The sequence below is a fragment of the Pseudomonas sp. FG35 genome (assembly GCF_057809295.1).
This window is the reverse complement of record NZ_JBMDJR010000007.1, coordinates 16,605-39,532: the sequence shown is the minus strand read 5'-3', so window position 1 is coordinate 39,532 and position 22,928 is coordinate 16,605. Positions and strand designations below refer to the sequence as shown.

Here is a 22,928-nt window from a genome sequence, read left to right as displayed (position 1 = left end):
AATGTGGCCATTACAGGCCCCGGCATTTATGTCGGGGCCTGTTCTATTTCTGGGGAGGAAAAAGTGCGGAGGTCAGTTGCCGCGTTTGCTGTTGATCTGCTTCAGGCGATTGCCTTCAAAACGCAGGTATTGGTACATGCCGTTGCTCGGGCCGTAGGTCCATTCCTCGACCTGAAACTCTTCCCGGCGGTTGACGCTGCGCTTGTAACCGAGCAGATCGCGACTGACCGGCTCACCGCATTTTTGCAGCACCTCGCTGGCACGGTCGCCAAGGCTTACCAGCTGGCTGCCGCAGCGCAGGGTATCGGACGCCGCAGCCTGGCTGGCGATCAACGCCAGCCCCATTGCAGTCAGCCAGTTTCGGTTCATCACTCGGCATCCAGATGCATTTGCGTCACCACCCGGCCGTCGCTCTCCGCTTCGCCGAGATTGGCGTCGATGAAGTACACGCGATCGTCGGCCAGTTGGCCCTTGTCCACCAGATAGTCCTTGATGCTGCTGGCCCGGTCCTGACCGAGCTGGCGCAGCAGCACGTCGCTGGAGCTCCAGAACTTGATCACGTCGGCGCGCATTTTCGCGGTGCGTTCTTCCTTGCCCAGATCCTTCCACTCGGCCGGTGGCTGGGTTTTCAGGCGAGTGCGATAGATGCCTTCAAGCAGCGGACCTTTTTCGTTTTCCGGTACCTGGATCAGCGAAGCCTGAGCCGGCACCTTGTCGCCGCGGCGCTGGAGCATCTTGTAGTAGTTGTACTGGTATTCACGTTCCAGGCGCTGTTCTGCGAGCAACGGACCGTCACTGCTTTTTGCCGCAGTGCCTTCGATTTCCAGGCGCAGGGCCGGACGCTCCTTCAGCGCTTGCGACAGTTTCACCAGCGCCGCTTCGGCGTCTTTGCTCAGGTCGCTGGAACCCGGTGCGAAGGACACGGTGCCGAGGTCTTCCGAGCCGCCACCGCTGACCAGACCGCCAATCAGCTTGAACGGTGCGGCGGCGGCTTTGACGATCAGGTTGCGCAGGGTCTGCCAGACAATCGGCATCACGCTGAATTGCGGGTTGTTCAGGTCACCGGTGACCGGCAGCTCGATGGAGATCTTGCCGTCGACGTCCTTGAGCAGGGCGATAGCCAGTTTCAGCGGCAGGCTCACGGCATCCGGGCTGTCGACTTTCTCACCCAGTTGCAGCTGCTCGACCACCACTTTGTTCTCGGCCTTGAGCTGGCCTTTGGTGATCAGGTAATGCAGGTCGAGGTTGAGCCGGCCCTTGCGGATCCGGTAGCCGGCGAACTTGCCGGAGTAGGGGGTCAGGGTGGTCAGTTCGACCCGTTTGAAACTGGTGGCGATGTCGAGGCTGGCCATCGGATCGAACGGGTTGACCGCGCCCTTGATGGTCACCGGTGCATAGCGGTCGACCTTGCCCTTGATGTCGACGCTGGCCGGTTTCGCCTGACGGCTGTCGATGGTGCCGATCTGGCCGTTGAGCTGCTGAATCGCGGTGGCGAAGTTGGGGGTCAGGCTGAAGTCGGCGAAGTTGGCCGAGCCGTCGTTGATCGCGATGCCACCGATGTGAATGCCCAGTGGTTTGTCATTGCTCGCCGGTTTCGCCGCAGCGGTCTTCGCCCCGGAGTCGGCCTGCTGCGGGATCAGCAGGTCGTCGATGTTGGTGGTGCGGTCATCGTTGATCATGAACCGTGCATACGGCTGGAACAGGTTGACCCTGTCGATCGACAGGCTGTCGCCGTGCTGATAGTTCAGGCCTTCGACCACCACTTGCTGCCACTTGAGGAAGTCGCGGGTTTTCAGGGTGTCGAGGGTGTGCAACTGATCGATCTGAGCACGACCGGTGACGCTGAGGGCCAGCGGGTCAGTGCTTTTCAGGTTCACTTTCAGGTCGCTGCCGAGCATGCCGCTGCGCAGTTCGAGACGAATGAACGGGTTGATGTAGGACTGCGCGACCCGCAGGTCGATGTCCTGGGTTTTCACGTTGAGCTGCGCGGTGACCGGGGCCAGGTTGACCACGCCGTCGGCGCTGATCTTGCCTTGCTTGCCCAGGCCGGTGTCGAGTTTGAGGTTGAAAGGTGAGCCGTTGAGGCTGTCGAAGTTTTGCAGATCGACGTTCAGCGGGGTGAGGTCCAGAGTGACTTCGGGCTTCGCCGAACGATCGGCCAGATGCACTTTGTAGTCACGCAGTTGCACGTCCTTGAGCAGCACTTGCCACGGTTTGCTCGGCGCGGTCGGCTCGGGTTTCGGCGAGTCGGCGGCGGCCGGAGTGCTTTTGGGTTCCGCCGCAGCTTTTGCGGCGGGTTTCGACGGCTGGCTGGCGAACAGTTTTTGCCAATCCAGTTGGCCGTCCGCTTCCAGGGCTGCCCAGGTTTCCAGTTTCTGACTGCGGATCTTGCCAACCACCACTTGCTGCTTGGCCAGGTCCACCGTGGTGTCGCTGACGTCGAGACGCTCGAGTTTCGCCAGCGGGCGTCCGTCCGGCGCCTTGATGGCGAACGGCGCGATATTGACCGCCACGTTGTTCAGCAGCAGTTCGGTTTCCTTGGACAGGTTGAGCTTGTAGTCGGTGCTCAGGCTGACGACCCCGTTTTCCAGCACCAGTGGCACGGCATCACGCACGTAGGGCCAGAAGGCTTTCATCTGGCCGTCGGTGATCTTGAGGGTGCCTTCGGAAGCGATCGGGATCAGGCTGAAGTTGCCTTTCCAGTCGATCTGCCCACCGGCCGGGCCGATCGCGACGAGGGTCATGTCGGCGTTGTCTTCGGGCAGTGTGCTGAGGTTTTTCAGCTCGAAGTCGAGCTTGTCGTAGAGAAATTCGATCGGTTCGCTGGGGCGCGCATCCACGAAATGCAGGTTGCCGCCGGCCAGCTGGATCCGGTCGATGCGCAGCGGAAACGGTTTGGCGTCGGGATCGGCCGGGGTGGGCTCGCTGGCGGGGAGCTTGAACAGGCCGAGCAGGTTGAGCTGACCATCCTTGGCGAACAGGATTTCGGTTTTGGATTTTTCCAGTTCGATGTCGGACAGATGCAGGGCTTTGGTCCACAGGCTGTCGAGTTGCAGGTTGGCGTACAACCGTTCGAAGCCGACCTGTTCCTTGCCCGGCTCACCGATCACCAGGCCCCACAGCGTGAGTTCAAGGCTGAACGGGTTGAGTTCGATGCGCTGCAGATGAGCCGGCACCGTGGCGTAGTTGGCCAGTTGCTGATTCACCACCCTGAGCGCAATGCCCGGCAAAATCAGGAAACCCAGCAGGCTGTAGAGGGCCAGAGCAGTCAACAGGGCGCCAATCGCGCGAATCAATCCTTTGGGCATGTGCGGCTTCATCTGTCTGAATCGGAGTGCCTTGGAGTATGGCACGCGATTCCGGTTCCGAAGTACATCGCGCGAGACAGGATTGTTCAGATTTGTCTGCAATTTCTGTAGGAGCCTCCGAAGACTGCTCCTACAGGGGCAAAGATCAGAGCTGCAGAATCAGTGTCTTCAACGGCGGTTGTTGATCCCGCGAAGGGAAGTCGGCACCTGGCGTCATCACGCTCCATTCACGCACCGGCCGCCCGGCTTTTTCGGCGCAGCGCAGCACCTGTTCACGCCAGTCGTCCATGCTGACTTTCGCCAGGTTGTTGCAGCAGATCAGCACGCCATTCTCTGCGGTGGTCAGCAGGGCCGGCTTGAGCAGGCTTTGATAATCGCGCAGCAGGTCGACGGTGCCGAACGCACTCTTGGCCCACGCGGGTGGGTCGAGCAGCACCAGATCGTACTGGCGCTGTTCGAGACGCTGATAGCTCGGCAATTTCTGCCCGCGACGCTGGCTGATCGGCAGGCCGGCCAGTTGGCGGATCGCCGGGAAGTAGTCGGACTGGATGAATTCCATGGTCGGCAGTTGCGGATTGAGCTGACCGTTCTCGCGCCCCACCGCCAGATTGCCCTCGGCGAAATCCAGGTTGCACACCTCGCGCGCACCGCCGGCCGCTGCGCTGAGACCGACGCCGCAGGTGTAGGCGAACAGATTGAGCACACTTTTACCCTTGGCGTGATCCTTGACCCAGCCGCGGGTGTTGCGCAGGTCGAGGAACAGCAGCGGATCCTGCCCGGCGTGACGTCCGCGCACGCGATAGTTCAGGCCCCATTCGTGGCCGACCAGATCGGCCAGCGCGGCGTCGTCGGCGCGGTAGACGCTGTCTTCACGATCGATCCGCGAGTTGCCACGGGAGCGGTCGTTGTAGACCAGCAGGGTTTCCAGACCAAGAGTCTGGTTGACCATGGTGTGCAGTTGCAGCAGGTCTTCACGCGCCAGGGTCTGGTGGAAACTTTGCACCATCAGTTGCGGGCCGTAGCGGTCGATGGTCAGGCCGCCGGCACCTTCCTGGCTGCCGTGGAACAGCCGATAGCAGTCGGTGCCCTGACTGTGCAGCTCGGCGAGCAGATCCTGGCGTTGATCGAGAGCGGCGCGCAGCGCCAGGTTCAAGGAAGACATGCGGGCGCCTTGCTGGAGAGAATCGGGGCGCGGGAGTTTAGCAGTTTGGCAGGCAATCGAGGGGGTCCCATCGTGAGCAGGCTCGCTCCCACAGTCGATCATAAGTCCCTGAGGGAGCGAGTCTGCCCGCGATGCTTTTGCAGCCTTACTGGTTCAAGCGTTTATCGATCAAACCCTGCACCACGCTCGGATCCGCCAGCGTCGAGGTGTCGCCAAGGCTGTCGAGCTCGTTGCAGGCGATCTTGCGCAGGATCCGCCGCATGATCTTGCCCGAGCGGGTCTTCGGCAGGGCCGGGGCCCACTGGATCAGGTCCGGTTTGGCGAAGCTGCCGATTTCCTTGCTGACGTGGGCCAGCAGTTCTTTCTTCAGCTCATCGTTGGGTTCGGTGCCATTCATCGGTGTGACGAACGCATAAATCCCCTGACCTTTGACGTCGTGGGGATAACCGACCACGGCGGCCTCTGCAATGCTGTCGTGCAGCACCAACGCACTTTCCACCTCGGCGGTGCCGATGCGATGGCCGGAGACATTGATCACGTCATCGATGCGCCCGGTGATCCAGTAATCGCCGTCCTCGTCACGACGGGCACCGTCGCCGGTGAAGTAGTAACCGGGGTAGGGCTTGAAGTAGGTGTCGACCATGCGCTGCGGATCGCCGTAAACGCTGCGGATCTGCGCCGGCCAGCTCGACTTGATCGCCAGTACGCCACTGCCGGCGCCCTTGATTTCCTTGCCGTGCTCATCGAGCAGCACCGGTTGCACGCCGAACATCGGCCGGGTGGCGCAGCCTGGTTTGATCTGCTGAGCGCTGACCAACGGGCTGAGCATGATGCCGCCGGTTTCGGTCTGCCACCACGTATCGACAATCGGGCAGCGCTGTTCGCCTACGACGTTGAAATACCATTCCCACGCTTCCGGGTTGATCGGCTCACCGACACTGCCGAGCAATCTGAGGCTTTGTCGCGACGTTTCCTGCAAGGGCCCGGCGCCTTCACGCATCAATGCGCGCAGGGCGGTGGGGGCGGTGTAGAAGATGTTGACCTTGTGTTTGTCGATCACCTGCCAGAACCGCGAAGTGCTCGGGTAGCTCGGCACGCCTTCGAAGATCAGTGTGGTGGCGCCGTTGGCCAGCGGGCCGTAGACGATATAGCTGTGGCCGGTAACCCAGCCGACGTCGGCGGTGCACCAGAACACTTCGCCATCGCGGTAGTCGAGGACGTACTTGAAGGTCATCGCCGCTTGCAGCAGGTAACCGCCGGTGGTGTGCAGCACGCCTTTGGGTTTGCCGGTGCTGCCGGAGGTGTAGAGGATGAACAGCGGGTCTTCTGCGTCCATCGGTTCCGGCGGGCATTCGTCGCTGACGTCGCGCACGGCCTGGTGATACCAGAGGTCGCGGCCTTCGACCCAGTCGACTTTGTTCTGGGTGCGCTCGACCACCACGACGGTGCTGACATTCGGACAACTCTGCAGGGCTTTGTCGACGTTCTGTTTCAGCGGCACGAATTTGCCACCGCGCACGCCCTCGTCGGCGGTGATCACGGTGCGGCAGTCGGCGTCGAGAATGCGGTCGCGCAATGAGTCCGGGGAGAAACCGCCAAACACTACCGAGTGAATCGCGCCGATCCGTGCGCAGGCGAGCATGGCGTAGGCCGCTTCGGGGATCATCGGCATGTAGATGCACACCCGGTCGCCTTTTTTTACGCCACGGCTTTTCAGCACGTTGGCCAGGCGGCAGACGTGGTGATGGAGTTTGCTGTAGGTGATTTGCGTCGATTCGGCAGGGTCGTCGCCTTCCCAGAGGATGGCAGTCTGATCGCCGCGCGTTTCCAGATGGCGGTCGATGCAGTTGTAGCTGACGTTCAGCTTGCCACCGGCAAACCAGGCGGCGTCGCCGGTCTTCAGGTCATAGCGCTGGACGGTCTGCCACGGCGTGCTCCAGTCGAGGAAGCGGGTGGCCTGTTCGGCCCAGAAGGTGCTGGGGTGTTCAATGGATTCGCGGTACAGGCGCTGGTAGTCGTCCTGACTCAACTGTGCAGCCCGGCGGACGGCATCGGCTTTGGGGAACGTGCTGATATCGAACATGACGGTTCCTTATTCTTGTTGTGCGACAAGGATAAAGATGCGCCGAGAGCGGAGAGGGTTCAATACCTGTGAACAAACACCCCCTCATGGCGAGGGGGTGTGTTCAGGGCGGGATCAGCCGCGGTGACGGCCGCGGAAGTAGTTGATCAGGCCTTGGGTGGACGCGTCTTCAGCGGCGGTTTCTTCGCTGCCGACCAGACGGTTGTACACGCCCTTGCCCAGTTCCTTGCCCAGCTCCACGCCCCACTGGTCGAAGGCGTTGATGCCCCAGACCACGCTTTGCACGAAGACTTTGTGTTCGTACATCGCCACCAGTGCGCCGAGACGACGCGGGCTGATGCGCTCGACCACCAGGGTGTTGCTCGGACGGTTGCCCGGGATCACCTTGTGCGGTGCGAGTTTCTGCACCTGGTCTTCGCTCATGCCCTTGTCGCGCAGTTCCGCTTCGGCTTCCGGCAGGGTCTTGCCGAGCATCAGCGCCTGGCTCTGCGACAGGCAGTTGGCGTACAGCCACTGATGGTGGTCGGAGACCGGGTTGAAGCTGACGATCGGCACGATGAAGTCGGCCGGGATCAGTTGGGTCCCTTGGTGCAGCAACTGGTGATAAGCGTGCTGACCGTTGCAACCGACGCCGCCCCAGATCACCGGGCCAGTGTCGGTCGACACCGGGGTGCCGTCCTGACGCACGCTCTTGCCGTTGGATTCCATGTCCAGCTGTTGCAAGTGCTTGGTGATGTTACGCAGGTAGTGGTCGTACGGCAGGATCGCGTGGCTTTGCGCGCCCCAGAAGTTGCCGTACCACACGCCGAGCAGGGCCAGCAGCACCGGCATGTTCTGTTCGAACGGCGCGCTCTGGAAATGCTGGTCCATGGTGTAGGCACCGGACAGCAGTTCCTTGAAGTTGGACATGCCGATGGCCAGCGCGATTGGCAGGCCGATGGCCGACCACAGCGAGTAACGACCGCCGACCCAGTCCCACATCGGGAAGATGTTTTCTTCGCGGATACCGAAGGCCACGGCGGCGGCATTGTTGCTCGATACGGCGATGAAGTGGCGATACAGCTCGGCTTCCGAACCACCCTGGGCCAGGTACCAGGCGCGTGCGGCCTGGGCATTTTTCAGGGTTTCGAGGGTGTTGAACGATTTCGACGAAACGATGAACAGCGTGGTCTCGGCGCGCAGTTTTTGCGTCAGCTCGTGGAATTCGCTGCCGTCGATGTTTGCCAGGTAATGGCAACGCACGCCTTTCTGGGCGTAGGACAGCAGGGCTTCGGAGACCAGCTCGGGGCCGAGGAACGAGCCGCCGATGCCGATGTTCACAACGTCAGTGATCGGCTTCTCGGTGTAACCGCGCCACAGACCGTCGTGGATGCGGCCCACGAGATCGGTGATCTGGTTCAGCACCTTGTGTACCTCAGGCATCACGTTGACACCGTTGACCGACAGCTTGTCGCCGACCGGGCGACGCAGGGCGGTGTGCAGTGCCGGGCGGCCTTCGGAGGAGTTGACGATTTCGCCGTCGAACAGCGCCTTGATCGCGCCTTTGAGATCGACTTCATTGGCCAGACCCACCAGCAGGTTGCGGGTCTCGGCGTTGATCAGATTCTTCGAATAGTCGAGAAACAGTCCGCAGCTGCTGAGAGTGAACTGATTGAAGCGCTGCGGATCGGCGTTGAAGGCTTCGCGCATGCTGAAATCCTGCATGGCTTGGCGGTGATCTTTCAACGCTTGCCAGGCAGGCAGAGCGGTAACGTCATGAGGAGTGCGGTAGTACGCCATCGCTGCGGTTTTCCTTTTTACTTGAACGGCCTTTTGAACACTGAAAAGACCTCCCCGCCATGTTTGGGCGAGGGGGCAACTGCGTCGACACGATTACTTTGGCGCAGGGCGAATACAGTAAACCCAGCGCCGCGATCTGTCTTGGCTTTGTCTGACCTGTTTTCGGTACTTTTTTAACATTGATAACAGACGGGGCCGACAAACGGCGGGTAATGCGAGCAGTCCCTGCTATTGGTGTCGAGTCGAACGGCGGGCAGTTTGCCCGATGGGCAGGTGCTCAGCAATACAGTCTGGAAGTGCGTGCAGACGCTGTGGGAGCGGGGTCGCCTCCACAGCGTCTGCCGGTGTTCAGGCGGGGGTATCGAGATTCAGATGCAGGTTGTCGATCAACCGGGTGGTGCCGAGAAATGCCGCGACCAGAATCACCAGATCACGATCTTCCGCCGTTGCCGGACGCAGGGTCAGGGCGTGGCGGATTTCCAGATAATCCGGACGCAGCCCGGCGGCTTCCAGTTGCTGGCGTTGCGCCTGGATCAGGGCAGGGAAGTCGCGTTCGCCCTGCTTGATCGACTCGGCAATGCTGCTCAGGGTGCGATAGACCACTGGCGCCACGGCGCGTTCTTCTTCACTGAGGAAACCGTTGCGCGAGGACAGCGCCAGACCGTCGGCGGCGCGTACGGTCGGCTCGCCGATGATCTGGATCGGCATGTTCAGGTCGTGCACCAGTGCGCGGATCACCGCCAGTTGCTGGAAGTCTTTCTGGCCGAAGATCGCCAGGTCCGGCTGGACCATGTTGAACAGCTTGCTGACCACTGTCGCCACGCCTTCGAAGTGCCCCGGACGGCTGGCGCCGCAGAGGCCTTCGGACAGTTGCGGAACGCTGACCCGGGTCTGCCCGGCCATGCCGTCGGGATACATTTCTTCGACAGTCGGGGCGAACAGCAGAACGCATCCGGCTTCCAGCAGTTTTTCCTGATCCGCCGCCAGGGTACGCGGGTATTTGTCGAGGTCTTCGCCGGCACCGAACTGCAGCGGGTTGACGAAAATGCTCGCGACCACGAAGTCCACGCGCTGGGTGGCCTTGGTGATCAGGGCAATGTGGCCGCTGTGCAGGTTGCCCATGGTCGGCACGAAGCCGATGCGCTTGCCTTCACTGCGGGCGCGCGCCACGGCGGCGCGCAGTTCACGTACGGTTTTGACGGTGTTCATGCAGAGAATCCGTGTTCGATCCCGGGGAAAGTGGTGGCTTTGACTTCACTGACGTAAGCCTTCAGCGCGGACTGGATGCTGTCCTGACCCTGCATGAAGTTCTTCACGAATTTTGGCACACGGCCGCTGATCGACAGGCCGAGCATGTCGTGCAGTACCAGCACCTGGCCGTCGGTGTCGCTGCCGGCGCCAATGCCGATCACCGGAATCTTCACCGCCTGGGTGATTTCAGCCGCCAGTTCGCTCGGCACGCATTCGAGCAGCAGCATGGCCGCGCCGGCCTGCTCCAGGGAGATCGCGTCGGCGCGCATCTGGCGTGCCTGGTTCTCGTTGCGACCCTGCACTTTATAGCCACCGAGAATGTTCACGGCTTGCGGGGTCAGGCCCATGTGAGCGCAGACCGGCACGCCGCGTTCGGCCAGCAGGCGGATCGAGTCCGCCAGCCACAAGGCGCCTTCGACCTTGACCATGTGCGCGCCGGCCTGCATCAGCAGGGCACTGTTGGTCATGGTTTGCTCGAGGGTGGCGTTGGCCATGAACGGCAGGTCGGCCAGGATCAGGGCATCAGAGTTGCCGCGTTTGACGCTGGCAACGTGGTAGGCCATTTCTGCGGTGGTCACCGGCAGGGTGCTGTCGTGACCCTGCAGGACCATGCCGAGGGAGTCGCCCACCAGCAGCACTTCGACACCGGCCTCATTGCAGGCGTGGGCGAAGGTCGCGTCATAGCAGGTCAGCATGGTGATCTTTTCACCTTTCTGCTTGAGGCTCTGGAGCGTGGTCAGGGTGATGGCTGGCATGTAAGAAATCCTCGTTCAGGCGCTCTGGAAACTACTGCGAGTAACGCGCGTGATTCGTCATCTATTCAGGCGCACGCTCTTTTGTCGTGCTTATAAGGCCTGGATTGCGCCCTTGTATGCCGGGTTGGCGGCAGCGGGACGCCTATAGTCGTGATGAGGCCTCAGGAAGTCAATTGCATGTGTTACCGCATTGTTACGAGGGGAGTGTTACCGTCGTTACTGATGCGATTCAGCGGGCCGGCGGGCCTGATCTGCGGGTTTTTTGTCCTACAAGAACGCAAAATGCGGGAGCCGATGAGCTCCCGCATCAGCGGTTTTTGTCAGGCGTGAGAGAGGCGTTCGAGGCCGACGAACGGGCAGGCTGCGAGAAGATCGGCAAGGGTGCGGCCATCGGCCAGACGCAGATCATCGGGAGCCAGTTCGGCCAGGGGATAGAGAACGAACGCGCGTTCCTGCATGTGGTAATGCGGGACTTTGAGGCGCGGCTCGTCGATCAGGCGATCACCGAACAGCAGAATGTCCAGATCCAGCGTGCGCGGGCCCCAGCGCTCCAGGCGTTCGCGGCCCTGATCGTTTTCGATCGCCTGCAAGGCATCGAGCAGATCCAGCGGGGCGAGCGCGCTGTCGAGCGCGGCAACCGCGTTGGTGTAACGCGGTTGGCCCGGCAGCAGCGAGTCGCTTTGGTAGAAGGCAGATACACCGACCAGTTCGGTGTCGGGCAATTGCTTCAGTGCGTCGACCGCGCTGCGCAATTGTTCGGCCGGGTCAGCCAGGTTGCTGCCCATGCCAATGTAGATGCGTTCCATGCCTTATTCGCCCGTGGCGCTCGGTGCGCCGGCACGTTTGCGCTTGGAACCGCTGCTGCGGCGACGTTTGCGCGGTGCGCCACTGGCGTCATCACCCTTGCCGCTGAGGTCGCGGATCATGTCGCGACGTTCGCTGTCGTTGGCGTCCTGATAATCGGTCCACCATTCGCCCAGGCCATCGGTCTGCTCTCCGGCGCTTTCACGCAGCAGCAGGAAGTCGTAGCCGGCGCGGAAGCGCGGATTGTCCAGCAGCAGATCGGCGCGTTTGCCGCTGCGGCGTGGCAGGCGTTCCTGCATGTCCCAGATTTCGCGGATCGGCATGGTGAAACGTTTTGGAATCGCAATGCGTTGGCACTGTTCGGCGATCAGTTCGTGAGCGCCTTCCTGCATCGCCGGAATCGGCGGCATGCCACGCTCTTGCAGACGCAACACGCGGGCCGGCAGGGCAGGCCACAGCAGCGCGGCGAACAGGAACGCCGGGGTCACCGGTTTGTTCTGCTTGATCCGCAGATCGGTGTTGGTCAGTGCTTCGCTGATCAGCGTGTGGGTGTATTCCGGGTTGTGTTCCAGCGCATCGGCACTGGCCGGGAACAGCGGGGCGAACAGTTGCAGGTCGACCAGCATCTCGAAGGTGATGGCACCGTGACCGGAGAGGAACAGCTTGAGCACTTCCTCGAACAGGCGGGCCGACGGGATCTCGCGCAGCATCGGCGCCAGTTCGCGGATTGGCTGGACGGTGTGCTTCTCGATACCGAAATTGAGCTTGGCGGCAAAACGCACGGCCCGCAGCATCCGCACCGGGTCTTCCTGGTAACGCTGCTTCGGGTCGCCGATCAGACGGATCAGGTGATTGCGGATGTCGTGCACGCCGTTGGCGTAGTCGAGGATGCGCTCGCTGACCGGATCGTAATACAGGGCGTTGATGGTGAAGTCGCGGCGTTGCGCGTCTTCTTCCAGGGTGCCGTAGACGTTGTCACGCAGAATGCGCCCGCTCTCGTTGCGCGAAGACTGGTTGCTGTCTTCGTCGTCTTCGTTTTGCGGGTGATTGGCGCGGAAGGTCGCGACTTCGATGATTTCGCGACCGAAATGGATGTGTACCAGCTTGAAGCGGCGGCCGATGATCCGCGCGTTGCGGAATTCGGCACGAACCTGCTCGGGGGTGGCGCTGGTGGCGACGTCGAAGTCTTTGGGCGTGATGCCCAGCAGCATGTCTCGCACACAACCGCCAACCAGGTAGGCCTGGTAGCCGGCGCCCTGCAGACGTTCGACGATGTTAACCGCGTAACGGCTGAATTGCGCCTTCTGCAGCGAATGTTGGCCGCTGTTGAGGACTTCAGGCGTGCTACGGATGTGTTGCGTACGACGCAGGGGAGTTCGGAATGACTGGAACAGCTTCTTCAGCATGGGATGCACTGTTTGAAGGAATGTTCGGCCATACCAGAGAATGACCGCATGATGGGCCGGGATTCTAGCATTTAGTCGAGGGATGGTGTAGGACGCTGCCGTTTTGCGCTGCAAGCCGCAGGCTAGAGGGGGTGGGGATGCGTCAGAAGGGGGGATTTGCCGGAAAGAAGAAACTACAAGGGGAGCCGAAGCTCCCCAAGAAGTAGTTGCGTGCTCTTTTTATTATTGATTCGGGCTTCTTGTTTTTGTTGAGTGCCCTCGCCATGAAGCTTTTCCTTCATGACCCTCCCAATCGGGAGCCAAGAGCAAACGGATTGCTTTGGTCGCTGTGTTGCAGTGATCTTGCGATCCAACCAGTACAGGCTCTGTCTTAAGACAGTTTTTGTTGTTCTCGGCCTGGTCGTGGGGCTAGCCCCAAATACAACGCCTCTCCAAAAGAATCAGTTAGCTGCGCCTCTCGCCGTCTTGTTTTTATTGTGCGTGAGTCGATTCGTCTTATTTTTATTGTCTTGTGCATTGCTTGTTATTGTTCTTGTACCAAACATATAGCAGGTGCCGTGCCAACTTTTGCGAGCCCCAATAAAACAAGGGGTTAGGTCGATATAACCGTTTTCGCAGGCCAAAAAAAAGCCGGGGTTTCGTTACCGATAACCCCGGCTTCTGTTACGTGAAAAGACTGAGGTAACAGTTTTTTCACCTCTTCAACGGTAACCCGCACACTCGACAGGTAACGTTCAGCTCTCGCTGGCGACCCCGGTCTTGCGCCGTGGAATGCCCAGACGCTGACGACGCTCCCACAGGCATTTGCGGCTGACGCCCAGTTTGCGCGCCAGTTCGGTCTCGGTCATGTGATCCTGATGCTCGAGCACGAAATGCTGGAAGTAGTCTTCCAGTGATAGGTCTTCGGTCGGCTCGTGGCTGCTGTTGCTGGCGTTACCGGCCGGTTGCGCCGGCAGGCCGATGAATTCGTCGTCCTCCAGATCACCCAGCTCGATGTCGATGCCCAGCAGGTCGGCAGAGATTTCCGGGCTTTCGCTCAGAATCACGGCGCGCTCGACGGCGTTTTCCAGCTCCCGTACGTTACCCGGCCAGGAATAGTGCCGGATCGCCTGTTCGGCATCGGCGGCAAATTTCAGGTCGGTGCGGTTGATGCGTGCGCTCTGGCGAGCAAGGAACGCATTGGCGATTTCGTTGACGTCGGCGCCTCGCTCGCGCAGGGCCGGCAGTTTCAACGCGATCACATGGAGGCGGTAGTACAAGTCTTCACGGAACTGGCCGATTTTCGCCAGGCTCTTGAGGTCGCGGTGGGTCGCGGCGATCAACCGGACATCGACTTTCTGCGACTGAACCGAGCCAACCCGGCGAATTTCGCCTTCCTGCAAGACACGCAGCAAACGAGCCTGAGCTTCCAGTGGCAACTCGCCAATTTCGTCGAGGAACAGCGTGCCGCCGTCCGCCGCTTCCACCAGACCGGCGCGACCGGCGCTGGCACCGGTGAACGCGCCTTTCTCGTGGCCGAACAGTTCGGACTCGATCAGGCTTTCCGGAATGGCGGCGCAGTTCACCGAGATCATCGGTGCCTTGGCGCGTTTCGACAGGTTGTGCAGGGCACGGGCCACCAGCTCTTTACCGGTACCGGACTCACCCTGGATCAATACGTTGGAATCGGTCGGCGCGACTTTACGGATCTTGCCGTAAAGATCCTGCATCGGCGGACACGAACCGATGATGCCGATCTCGCCATTGCTGTTGTCGATGGCGGATTTGCCGCTGCCATTGGCCGATTTCGCGGGAGCTGCTTCGCCGGCAGCAGGCGCCGACTGGCGATCGCGCAGGATCCGCGCGACAGCCTGAAGCATTTCATCGTGGTCGAAAGGCTTGGCGATGTAATCCACCGCGCCCATCTTCATCGAGTCGACCGCCGAGCGCAGGCTGGCGTAGCTGGTCATGATCAGCACCGGCGTGCCCTGGCCGAGCTTGATCAGCTCGGTGCCCGGAGCACCCGGCAGACGCAGGTCGCTGACGATCAGATCGAATGTGGGAATACTGAAGCGTTCTTGTGCTTCCTGCACTGAACCGGCTTCGCTGACCTGGTACTGGTTGCGTTCCAGCAGGCGGCGCAAGGCGGAGCGGATAATGGTTTCGTCTTCGACGATCAAAATGTGCGGCATTGATTCGATACTCTCGACGGTCTCAGTTCACAGCGGACGTCGCTTCGACATGGCGCGGCAATGTCACCCGGATACGGGTGCCGCGCTGGCTCTGAACATCAGCCGGGCTGTCGATGGTGATTTGTCCATAATGCTCTTCAACGATGGAATAGACCAGTGCAAGGCCCAGACCGGTGCCTTCGCCAGGATCCTTGGTGGTGAAGAAGGGTTCGAACAATCGATCCATGATGCTCGACGGAATTCCGCTGCCTTCGTCTTCGACGATCAGATCGACCGTGTGTTCGCCGGCTTCGCTCTTGACCCGCACCGCACTGCCGGCAGGCGAGGCGTCACGGGCGTTGGAGAGCAGATTGATGAGCACCTGGGCGAGCCGCTGCGGATCGCCTTCGACCCAGTGATCGGGATCGCACAGGTTGTAGAACTGCACTTCGAAATTGCGCCGGTTGAGGGCCAGCAGGCCGATGGCGTCCTGGGCGACTTCCGCCAGACAGACGGGCTCGTCGCTGTGCTGATGGCTGCCGGCGTGGGCGAAACTCATCAACGACTGGACGATGCGTGACACGCGTTTGGTCTGTTCGAGGATCTGGCCGCTGATTTCCGTCAGCTCACCGTCGTCTTCGCGCTCTTCGCGCAGGTTTTGCGCGAGACAGGCGATACCGGTGATCGGGTTGCCGATTTCGTGGGCAACACCCGCCGCGAGGCGACCGATGCTGGCCAGGCGCTCGGAATGCACCAGTTTGTCTTCGAGCATCTGGGTTTCGGTCAGGTCTTCCACCAGCAGCACCAGGCCGCTATTGCCCGGTGCCAGCGGCTCGTCGATGGCCGCCTTGTGCAGGTTCAGCCAGCGGGTCTGGCCGTCGAGGGCCAGGTGCTGCTTGTGCAAGTGCTCGTCGGGCAGGTGGATGAAGCCTTGCAGCAGATCTTTCCACGGATTGGCGATGGTGCTCAGGCGCGAGCCGACCACCCGTTGCGCGGCAATCCCGGTCAGTTCTTCCATGGCCTTGTTCCACATCAGGATCTCCTGATCCTTGGCCAGCGAGCAGACGCCCATCGGCAGTTCCTGCAGGGTCTGGCGGTGGTAGCGGCGCAAGGCGTCGAGCTCGGCCGCCAGACCGGTCAGGCGCGAGTGGTAATCCTCGAGGCGGCTTTCGATGAAATGGATGTCTTCGGTGACGTAGTTTTCGCCGCCGGCCTTGTACGGCAGGAAGGTTTCCACCATGTCCTGGGCGACGCTCGGGCCCATCAGGCCGGAGAGGTTGGCTTCGATCCGGTCACGCAGGCGGCGCAATGCATAGGGGCGGCGCTCGTCGAACGGCAGATAAAGGTCGCGCAGGGCCTGTTCGACTTCTTTCTGCGCAGCCTTGGCACCCAGTGGCTTGGCCAGTTGCGTGGCGAACTCCTGCGGAGAAGCGGCGTGCAATTCGCGGCGCTGCGGACGGCGTACGTTATCCACAGCGCAAGCTTCGGCGGCGCTGGCCTCTTCGGGGCTGGCATTGGTGAACAACGAAATCAGGGTGAACATCAGGACGTTGGCCGCCAGCGAGGCGATGGCCGCCATGTGCCAGCTGGTGTCGTCCAGTACGTAGATCATGTTCAGTAACGGAATATAGAAACCCTGCAGATTGCCGACCAGCGGCAACAGCATGGTCACGACCCACACCACGATCCCCGCCAGCAGACCAGCGATAAAGCCGCGGCGATTGGCGGTCGGCCAGTACAGCACCGACAGCACGCCCGGCAGAAATTGCAGGGTCGCGACGAAGGCGACGATGCCGAGGTTGGCCAGGTCCTGCTCGGCGCCGAGCATCAGGTAGAAGCAGAAACCGGCCATGATGATCGCGACGATCAGCGCCCGGCGGGTCCATTTCAGCCAGCGATAGATATTGCCCTCGGCCGGTGGCTGGTAGAGCGGCAGCACTAGGTGGTTCAGGGCCATGCCCGACAGCGCCAGCGTGGTGACGATGATCAGGCCGCTGGCCGCCGACAATCCGCCGACATAGGCCAGCAACGCCAGCGACTTGCTGTTGGCGGCGATACCGATGCCGAGGGTGAAGTATTCCGGATTGGTGGTGGCGCCGAGTTTCAGGCCGGCCCAGAGAATCAGCGGCACGGCCAGGCTCATCAACAGCAGGAACAGCGGCAGGCCCCAGCTCGCGCTGACCAGCGAGCGCGGGTTGAGGTTTTCGGTGAAGGTCATGTGATACATGTGCGGCATCACGATCGCCGAGGCGAAAAACACCAGCAGCAACGTGCGCCACGGGCCTTCCTGCAACGGTGTGTGCAGAGCGGCGAGGGCGGTCTGATTCTGCAGCAGCCACAGTTCAAGCTGTTGCGGGCCGTCGAATACGCCGTACAGCGCGTAGAGGCCAACGCCGCCGAGGGCCGCCAGTTTGATCACCGATTCGAAGGCAATCGCGAATACCAGCCCTTCGTGCTTTTCACGGGTGGCGATGTGGCGCGAGCCGAAGAAGATCGTGAACAGGATGATCAGCGCACAGAACGCCAGGGCCACGCGATTCTGCACCGGTTCGCCGGTGAGGATGCCGATGGAGTCGGCCACGGCCTGGATCTGCAACGCCAGCAACGGCAGTACGCCGATCAGCATGAAAATCGTGGTCAGCGCACCGGCCCAGGTGCTGCGAAAGCGAAAGGCGAACAGGTCTGCCAGCGACGACAGTTGATAAGTGCGGGTGATCTTGAGGATCGGATACAGCAGCACCGGCGCCAGCAGAAACGCGCCGGATACCCCGAGATAACTGGACAGAAAACCGTAGCCGTACTGATAGGCCAGACCCACCGTACCGTAGAACGCCCATGCACTGGCGTAGACCCCCAGCGACAGGGTGTAGGTCAACGGATGGCGAATGATCGCCCGCGGGATCATGCCCCGTTCACTGATCCAGGCCACGCCGAACAACGCGGCCAGGTAGGCGGCGCTGATCAGCAGCATCTGGGTCAGGCTAAAGCTCATCGGCATCTTTTTGGCTCTGCAGGATGAAGGTCACGACAATCAGGATCAGCCAGAGCAGATAAGGGCGATACCAGGCGCCCGTAGCGTCGATCCACCAATCCATGATGGCGGGAGAAAACAGATAGATCCCCACGACCAGAAGCAGGACCAAGCGATAGATGTACATCCCGGCCTCTCTTTTTTATGCGCGTGCCCGAAAACGTGCGGCGATGGTAACGGATGGGCGCGCCACTGCAAGTGTCGTCACAGCAGTTGCGCTTCGGGCAGGGTCAGTGTGCGCGGGATTTTCAAGGCATCCCAGTGGGCGCTGCCCCAGTTCAACAGTTCCTGCGGCGAGGCGTGGACCAGTTCGTGCCCCGGGTTTTGCCCCAGTGCACGCAAGGCCCGCAGCAGCAATGGCGTGGCCTGATCGGCTTCAAGCGGTGGCGAGCGGTATGACTTGCCGAGCTTGTTGCCGTCCGGCTGGGTAATCAGTGGCAGATGCAGATAGCGCGGTTGGCGCAGGCCGAGCAACTCCTGCAGATAGAGCTGGCGCGGCGTGGAGTCGAGCAGATCGGCGCCGCGCACGATGTCGGTGATGCCCTGCCAGGCGTCGTCGAGCACCACCGCCAGTTGGTAGGCGTAGAGGCCGTCGCGGCGGCGGATCACGAAATCACCCACGTCGCGGCCCAGATGCTGGCGGTATTCGCCCTGCACCCGGTCGATGAAGTGGTATTCGAGCTCTGGCACGCGAAGACGGATCGCGGCGTCTTCCTGACCGTGGCCGGCATTGCGGCACAGTCCTGGATAAATGCCGTGGTACGGCTCCAGTTGTTTGCGCGAGCAGGTGCAGGCGTAGGCGAGGCCGTGATTGAACAGGCTGTCGAGCACTTGCGCGTAGGCTTCGTGCCGATCGCTCTGGCGAACCATTTCGCCGTCCCATTCGAAACCGTAGCTTTCCAGTGCCTTGAGTATCGCCGCTTGCGCGCCCGGCTCTTCGCGAGGCGGATCGAGGTCTTCCATGCGCACCAGCCAGCGGCCGCCCACCGAGCGTGCGTCCAGATAAGAGGCCAGGGCGGCAACCAGCGAACCGAAGTGCAGGTGCCCGCTGGGGGTCGGGGCAAAGCGGCCAATGTAGGCGGGGGAGGAGTTGGCAGTCATGAGGGCGATGTTACTTGAAGAGTAAAAAATGGCAGAAACAAAAACGGAGCGTTCGCACGCTCCGTTTTTCGTTCAGGCCGGGATTATTTACCGACCTGCTTTTCCTTGATTTCCGCCAGGTTCTTGCAGTCGACGCACATGTCGGCAGTCGGACGGGCCTCGAGGCGCTTGACGCCGATCTCGATGCCGCAAGAGTCGCACCAGCCGTACTCTTCGTCTTCGATCAGTTGCAGGGTCTTGTCGATCTTCTTGATCAGTTTGCGCTCGCGGTCGCGGGCGCGCAGCTCTAGGGCGAACTCTTCTTCCTGGCTGGCACGGTCGGCCGGATCAGGAAAGTTGGCCGCTTCGTCTTTCATGTGATCAACAGTGCGGTCGACTTCCTGCATCAAGTCCAGTTTCCACTTGGTCAGGATCTTGGTGAAGTGCGCGCGCATTGGAGCGCCCATGTACTCTTCGCCCGCTTTCGGGACGTAGGGTTCGAAACCGCTGAGTGTCTGACTTGCCTGTTGCTTTGCTTGGGTGGGCATGAAATGGACCGCCTCTACTCTTGTAATCCATTGCGCAGGATTGCTCCATCACCGACACCTGCCGGCCCTGCGGCTGCAAGCGGGCGAACTTACCAGATCAATTCGGCCCGCGCTACTCCCGGATGTCGAGCGCGTGGCCGTTGGGGCTTGCAAATGTTTGCCAAGCCATGCCCGGTGATGTTGCAGACCTGCTCAATCACTGATTTTAGTCAATCCTGGAGCGTACGCTCGGGTCGTTACAGTCCAGTGTTCTTGTGGCTGTGACCGCTGCGGGTTCTCGCTCGTTCCGGCAGATGGGTAGAATCGTTTCTTTTCCCTCGTTGAAGGAAGGCCAATGGCTCAGCCCTACAGTGCGCGCAGTCGTGCGATCGAACCGTTCCATGTCATGGCGTTGCTGGCGCGGGCCAATGAATTGCAGGCCGCCGGCCACGACGTGATCCACCTGGAAATCGGCGAACCGGACTTCACTACCGCCGAACCGATCATCCGCGCCGGCCAGCAAGCCCTGACAGCCGGGAAAACCCGTTACACCGCAGCCCGTGGCATTCCCGAACTGCGCGAGGCGATTTCCGGCTTCTATCAGACGCGCTACGGCCTGAACATCGATCCGCGCCGGATTCTCATCACCCCCGGTGGTTCCGGCGCGTTACTGCTGGCCAGCGCGTTGCTGGTGGATCCGGGCAAGCACTGGCTGCTGGCCGACCCCGGCTACCCTTGCAACCGACACTTTCTGCGTTTGGTCGAAGGCGCGGCGCAGCTTGTGCCGGTTGGCCCGGACGTGCGTTATCAACTGACGCCGGACCTGGTGGCGCGCCACTGGGATCACGACAGCGTCGGTGCGCTGGTCGCTTCGCCGGCCAACCCGACCGGTACGATTCTGACCCGCGATGAACTGTCCGGGTTATCCACAGCCATCAAGGCGCGTCACGGGCATCTGGTGGTGGACGAGATCTACCACGGCCTGACTTACGGCACCGACGCCGCCAGTGTGCTGGAAGTGGACGACAGCGCCTTTGTCCTCAACAGTTTCTCCAAATATTTCGGCATGACCGGATGGCGTCTCGGCTGGCTGGTGGCGCCGGATGCGGCGGTCAGTGAACTGGAAAAACTCGCGCAGAACCTCTATATCAGTGCGCCAAGCATGGCCCAACATGCGGCGCTGGCCTGTTTCGAGCCCGACACCATCGCGATTCTCGAAGAGCGCCGCGCCGAATTCGGCCGTCGCCGTGACTTCCTGCTGCCGGCACTGCGGGAGCTGGGCTTCAACATTGCCGTGGAGCCAGAAGGTGCGTTCTATTTGTATGCCGATATCAGCCAGTTCGGCGGCGATGCCTTCGCGTTCTGCCGGCATTTCCTTGAAACCGAACATGTCGCGTTCACGCCGGGGCTGGATTTCGGTCGCTATCAGGCCGGTCATCACGTGCGCTTTGCCTACACGCAAAACCTCCCACGCCTACAGGAAGCGGTAGAGCGTATCGCCCGTGGCTTGAAGAGCTGGCAAGGCTGATGCGCTTTCATCCTCCTCTTGAAGAAGGCCGGTTGATCCGGCGTTACAAGCGTTTTCTCGCCGATATCGAAACCGTTGGCGGCGAGTTGCTGACCATTCATTGCCCCAATACCGGCTCGATGCTCAATTGCCAGGTCGAGGGCGGGCAGGTCTGGTTCAGCCGCTCCAATGATCCGAAGCGCAAGCTGCCCGGTACCTGGGAAGTCGGCGAAACCCCGCAGGGCCGGCTGTTTTGCGTGAATACCGGACGCGCCAACGCACTGGTCGAAGAAGCCTTGCAGGCGGGTGTCATCAATGAGTTGAACGGTTTCACCGGGCTCAAGCGCGAAGTGGCGTATGGACAGGAAAAGAGTCGGATCGATTTTCGCCTCGACTATCCGACGGGCCCGGCCTACGTGGAAGTGAAGAGTGTCACGCTGGGTTTCGACGGAACGGCAGTGGCGGCGTTTCCCGATGCGGTGACAGAGCGCGGCGCCAAGCATTTGCGTGAGCTGGCGCATCTGGCGCGGGACGGGATTCGTGCGGTGCAGTTGTACTGCGTCAATCTCACGGGAGTCGAGGCGGTGCGTCCAGCCGAGGAAATCGACTTCGCCTACGCCGCTGCGCTGCGTGAGGCGGTGGCGTGCGGGGTCGAAGTCCTGGCGTACGGCGTGCGGTTGAGCCATGAAGAGATGGTGATCGACCGGCGGCTGGACGTGCTGCTCAACGGTTAGACATCGATCCACAGCCCTTGCGCGTCTTCACGGCAAGGGATGGCCGTCAGCGATTGCCCGGTGCAGGGGCCGGCGACGCATTCTCCGTCCTCGATCAGAAACAGTGCGCCGTGGGTCGCGCACTGGATCAGGCTGTTGCTCGGGTCGAGAAACTGGTCGGTGTGCCATTCCAGGCCGACGCCCCGATGTGGGCAGCGATTGAGATAGACGTAAGCCTGCCCCGCGCGGCGCACGGCCAACAGTTTTTTCCCGTCGATATCGAAACCGCGACTGCCGCCTTCAATCAGATCGGCACCCGCGCAAAGAAACTTCATGGTTATCCTCAAGTGTCGGCTCGTGTCCGGATATGTCCGAGCTTGACGTTCAAATGCAAACAATTATCAAATGGCCGCCTTCGCCCGTGGCGAGGTGAGCGCTGCCGAGGATACTTGGCCTGCCGTTCCGATGCCCGGGAAAACCTTTCAAGGAAGCTGTCTATGCGCCTGAGTACCCGCGTTGCCGTGCTGTGTGTCGGACTTTGGGTCAGCCACCAGGCTGCAGCGGCCGAGTTGCCGCAACGTTGGGTCAGCGCTGGCGGCGCCTTGTCGGAGTGGGTGAGTGCACTGGGGGGTGAAGCCAAACTGGTGGGGGTCGACACCACCAGCCAGCATCCGCAGTCCCTGAAGTCGCTGCCGAGCATCGGCTACCAGCGCAGCCTGTCGGCCGAAGGCATTCTCAGCCTGCGACCGGACATCCTCATCGGCACCGAAGAAATGGGCCCGCCGCCAGTGATCTCGCAGGTGCGCAGCGCCAAGGTGCGGGTGGAATTGTTCTCGGCTCAGCCGGATCTGCCGACACTGGAGAAAAATGTCACTCATCTGGGGCAGTTGCTGGGCGCCGAAAGCCAGGCCGCGCAATTGCTGCAAAGTTATCAACAGCAACTCGATACGCAAAAGGCTCGTGTAGCGCAGGCCCAGACCCAACAGAAAGCGCCGGGCGTGCTGTTGCTGCTCGGACATGCCGGCGGCAAGCCGCTGATCGCCGGCAAAGACACCGCTGCCGATTGGCTGCTGCAACAGGCGGGCGGGCATAACCTTGCGACCCACACCGGTTACAAGCCATTTTCCGTGGAGTCCCTGGCCAGTCTCGATCCTGAAGTGCTGGTGTTCGCTGACCGTGCGCTGACCGGCGAGGCGGCGAAAGCGGCGCTGTTCAAGGAAAACCCGATCCTCAATTCCAGCCGTGCCGCCAAGACCGGCCGGGTGCTGGAACTGGACCCGACGCTGCTGGTCGGCGGGCTCGGGCCGCGTTTGCCGGCTGCGCTGAAGACCCTGTCTGACGGTTTCTATCCGGCCCAGAGCAGCCAATGACC

General features: G+C 61.4%; 18 protein-coding genes. 3 read left to right on the top strand and 15 right to left on the bottom strand.

The annotated features are described in order from the left end of the window. Positions 1–72 precede the first annotated feature (72 nt). The 14 genes from ACODTD_RS15220 to dksA form a co-directional block, all read right to left on the bottom strand. Entirely contained in the window at positions 73–369 is a 297-nt protein-coding gene (locus ACODTD_RS15220; RefSeq protein WP_011335976.1) for a DUF2845 domain-containing protein, read from the bottom strand. Beyond that, positions 369–3,320: a DUF748 domain-containing protein gene (locus ACODTD_RS15215; RefSeq protein ID WP_489104980.1), complete on the bottom strand. Its 2,952-nt coding sequence runs from the start codon at positions 3,318–3,320 to the stop codon at positions 369–371. The genes ACODTD_RS15220 and ACODTD_RS15215 overlap by 1 nt, the downstream gene beginning before the upstream one ends. A gap of 133 nt (positions 3,321–3,453) precedes the next feature. Then, positions 3,454–4,470, bottom strand: coding sequence for a class I SAM-dependent rRNA methyltransferase (locus ACODTD_RS15210; protein WP_489104979.1), 1,017 nt, complete (start codon positions 4,468–4,470; stop codon positions 3,454–3,456). 145 nt (positions 4,471–4,615) lie between these two features. Then, positions 4,616–6,553, bottom strand: a complete 1,938-nt coding sequence (acs, locus tag ACODTD_RS15205) for an acetate--CoA ligase (RefSeq protein ID WP_201820505.1) — start codon at positions 6,551–6,553, stop codon at positions 4,616–4,618. 114 nt (positions 6,554–6,667) lie between these two features. Next, entirely contained in the window at positions 6,668–8,332 is a 1,665-nt protein-coding gene (pgi, locus tag ACODTD_RS15200; protein ID WP_011335972.1) for a glucose-6-phosphate isomerase, read from the bottom strand. A gap of 348 nt (positions 8,333–8,680) precedes the next feature. Further along, positions 8,681–9,541: a pantoate--beta-alanine ligase gene (panC, locus tag ACODTD_RS15195; RefSeq protein WP_489104978.1), complete on the bottom strand. Its 861-nt coding sequence runs from the start codon at positions 9,539–9,541 to the stop codon at positions 8,681–8,683. Continuing rightward, positions 9,538–10,338, bottom strand: a complete 801-nt coding sequence (gene panB / locus ACODTD_RS15190; RefSeq protein ID WP_011335970.1) for a 3-methyl-2-oxobutanoate hydroxymethyltransferase — start codon at positions 10,336–10,338, stop codon at positions 9,538–9,540. The genes panC and panB overlap by 4 nt, the downstream gene beginning before the upstream one ends. Positions 10,339–10,658: 320 nt before the next feature. Next, positions 10,659–11,144, bottom strand: a complete 486-nt coding sequence (gene folK, locus ACODTD_RS15185; RefSeq protein ID WP_221615871.1) for a 2-amino-4-hydroxy-6-hydroxymethyldihydropteridine diphosphokinase — start codon at positions 11,142–11,144, stop codon at positions 10,659–10,661. Between the two features lie 3 nt (positions 11,145–11,147). Then, a complete protein-coding gene (locus tag ACODTD_RS15180) occupies positions 11,148–12,548 on the bottom strand; it encodes a polynucleotide adenylyltransferase PcnB (protein ID WP_007959609.1) in 1,401 nt (466 codons plus the stop codon). Positions 12,549–13,282: 734 nt separating this feature from the next. Next, positions 13,283–14,719, bottom strand: coding sequence for a sigma-54-dependent transcriptional regulator (locus ACODTD_RS15175; protein ID WP_011335968.1), 1,437 nt, complete (start codon positions 14,717–14,719; stop codon positions 13,283–13,285). A gap of 22 nt (positions 14,720–14,741) precedes the next feature. Then, positions 14,742–17,696 (bottom strand): sensor histidine kinase, encoded by a 2,955-nt coding sequence (locus ACODTD_RS15170; protein ID WP_181457900.1) that lies wholly within the window; start codon positions 17,694–17,696, stop codon positions 14,742–14,744. Next, on the bottom strand, positions 17,680–17,856 hold the full coding sequence (locus tag ACODTD_RS15165; protein ID WP_003176118.1) for a hypothetical protein: 177 nt from the start codon (positions 17,854–17,856) through the stop codon (positions 17,680–17,682). The genes ACODTD_RS15170 and ACODTD_RS15165 overlap by 17 nt, the downstream gene beginning before the upstream one ends. Before the next feature lie 77 nt (positions 17,857–17,933). Further along, positions 17,934–18,830, bottom strand: coding sequence for a tRNA glutamyl-Q(34) synthetase GluQRS (gene gluQRS / locus ACODTD_RS15160; protein WP_011335966.1), 897 nt, complete (start codon positions 18,828–18,830; stop codon positions 17,934–17,936). A gap of 83 nt (positions 18,831–18,913) precedes the next feature. After that, entirely contained in the window at positions 18,914–19,357 is a 444-nt protein-coding gene (gene dksA, locus ACODTD_RS15155) for an RNA polymerase-binding protein DksA (protein ID WP_007959616.1), read from the bottom strand. 334 nt (positions 19,358–19,691) lie between these two features. On the opposite strand from dksA, the gene ACODTD_RS15150 reads away from it, so the two are divergent. Together ACODTD_RS15150 and sfsA are read left to right on the top strand one after the other, a co-directional pair. Then, entirely contained in the window at positions 19,692–20,864 is a 1,173-nt protein-coding gene (locus ACODTD_RS15150; protein WP_011335965.1) for a pyridoxal phosphate-dependent aminotransferase, read from the top strand. Continuing rightward, positions 20,864–21,577, top strand: coding sequence for a DNA/RNA nuclease SfsA (gene sfsA, locus ACODTD_RS15145; protein WP_011335964.1), 714 nt, complete (start codon positions 20,864–20,866; stop codon positions 21,575–21,577). The genes ACODTD_RS15150 and sfsA overlap by 1 nt, the downstream gene beginning before the upstream one ends. On the opposite strand, the gene ACODTD_RS15140 is transcribed toward sfsA, so the two are convergent. After that, complete coding sequence (locus ACODTD_RS15140; protein WP_221615870.1) at positions 21,574–21,891, bottom strand: Rieske (2Fe-2S) protein; 318 nt, start codon at positions 21,889–21,891, stop codon at positions 21,574–21,576. The genes sfsA and ACODTD_RS15140 overlap by 4 nt on opposite strands. A gap of 162 nt (positions 21,892–22,053) precedes the next feature. On the opposite strand from ACODTD_RS15140, the gene ACODTD_RS15135 reads away from it, so the two are divergent. Further along, the gene (locus ACODTD_RS15135; protein WP_285357610.1) at positions 22,054–22,926 is read left to right on the top strand and encodes a heme/hemin ABC transporter substrate-binding protein; all 873 of its coding nucleotides are present in this window, start codon (positions 22,054–22,056) and stop codon (positions 22,924–22,926) included. Positions 22,927–22,928 lie beyond the last annotated feature (2 nt).

Bases quoted from the DNA above. Each gene is read 5' to 3' on its own strand.
- ACODTD_RS15220 (WP_011335976.1), bottom strand. From the start codon at position 369: ATGAACCGAAACTGGCTGACTGCAATGGGGCTGGCGTTGATCGCCAGC.
- ACODTD_RS15215 (WP_489104980.1), bottom strand. From the start codon at position 3,320: ATGAAGCCGCACATGCCCAAAGGATTGATTCGCGCGATTGGCGCCCTG.
- ACODTD_RS15210 (WP_489104979.1), bottom strand. From the start codon at position 4,470: ATGTCTTCCTTGAACCTGGCGCTGCGCGCCGCTCTCGATCAACGCCAG.
- acs (WP_201820505.1), bottom strand. From the start codon at position 6,553: ATGTTCGATATCAGCACGTTCCCCAAAGCCGATGCCGTCCGCCGGGCT.
- pgi (WP_011335972.1), bottom strand. From the start codon at position 8,332: ATGGCGTACTACCGCACTCCTCATGACGTTACCGCTCTGCCTGCCTGG.
- panC (WP_489104978.1), bottom strand. From the start codon at position 9,541: ATGAACACCGTCAAAACCGTACGTGAACTGCGCGCCGCCGTGGCGCGC.
- panB (WP_011335970.1), bottom strand. From the start codon at position 10,338: ATGCCAGCCATCACCCTGACCACGCTCCAGAGCCTCAAGCAGAAAGGT.
- folK (WP_221615871.1), bottom strand. From the start codon at position 11,144: ATGGAACGCATCTACATTGGCATGGGCAGCAACCTGGCTGACCCGGCC.
- ACODTD_RS15180 (WP_007959609.1), bottom strand. From the start codon at position 12,548: ATGCTGAAGAAGCTGTTCCAGTCATTCCGAACTCCCCTGCGTCGTACG.
- ACODTD_RS15175 (WP_011335968.1), bottom strand. From the start codon at position 14,719: ATGCCGCACATTTTGATCGTCGAAGACGAAACCATTATCCGCTCCGCC.
- ACODTD_RS15170 (WP_181457900.1), bottom strand. From the start codon at position 17,696: ATGCCGATGAGCTTTAGCCTGACCCAGATGCTGCTGATCAGCGCCGCC.
- ACODTD_RS15165 (WP_003176118.1), bottom strand. From the start codon at position 17,856: ATGTACATCTATCGCTTGGTCCTGCTTCTGGTCGTGGGGATCTATCTG.
- gluQRS (WP_011335966.1), bottom strand. From the start codon at position 18,830: ATGACTGCCAACTCCTCCCCCGCCTACATTGGCCGCTTTGCCCCGACC.
- dksA (WP_007959616.1), bottom strand. From the start codon at position 19,357: ATGCCCACCCAAGCAAAGCAACAGGCAAGTCAGACACTCAGCGGTTTC.
- ACODTD_RS15150 (WP_011335965.1), top strand. From the start codon at position 19,692: ATGGCTCAGCCCTACAGTGCGCGCAGTCGTGCGATCGAACCGTTCCAT.
- sfsA (WP_011335964.1), top strand. From the start codon at position 20,864: ATGCGCTTTCATCCTCCTCTTGAAGAAGGCCGGTTGATCCGGCGTTAC.
- ACODTD_RS15140 (WP_221615870.1), bottom strand. From the start codon at position 21,891: ATGAAGTTTCTTTGCGCGGGTGCCGATCTGATTGAAGGCGGCAGTCGC.
- ACODTD_RS15135 (WP_285357610.1), top strand. From the start codon at position 22,054: ATGCGCCTGAGTACCCGCGTTGCCGTGCTGTGTGTCGGACTTTGGGTC.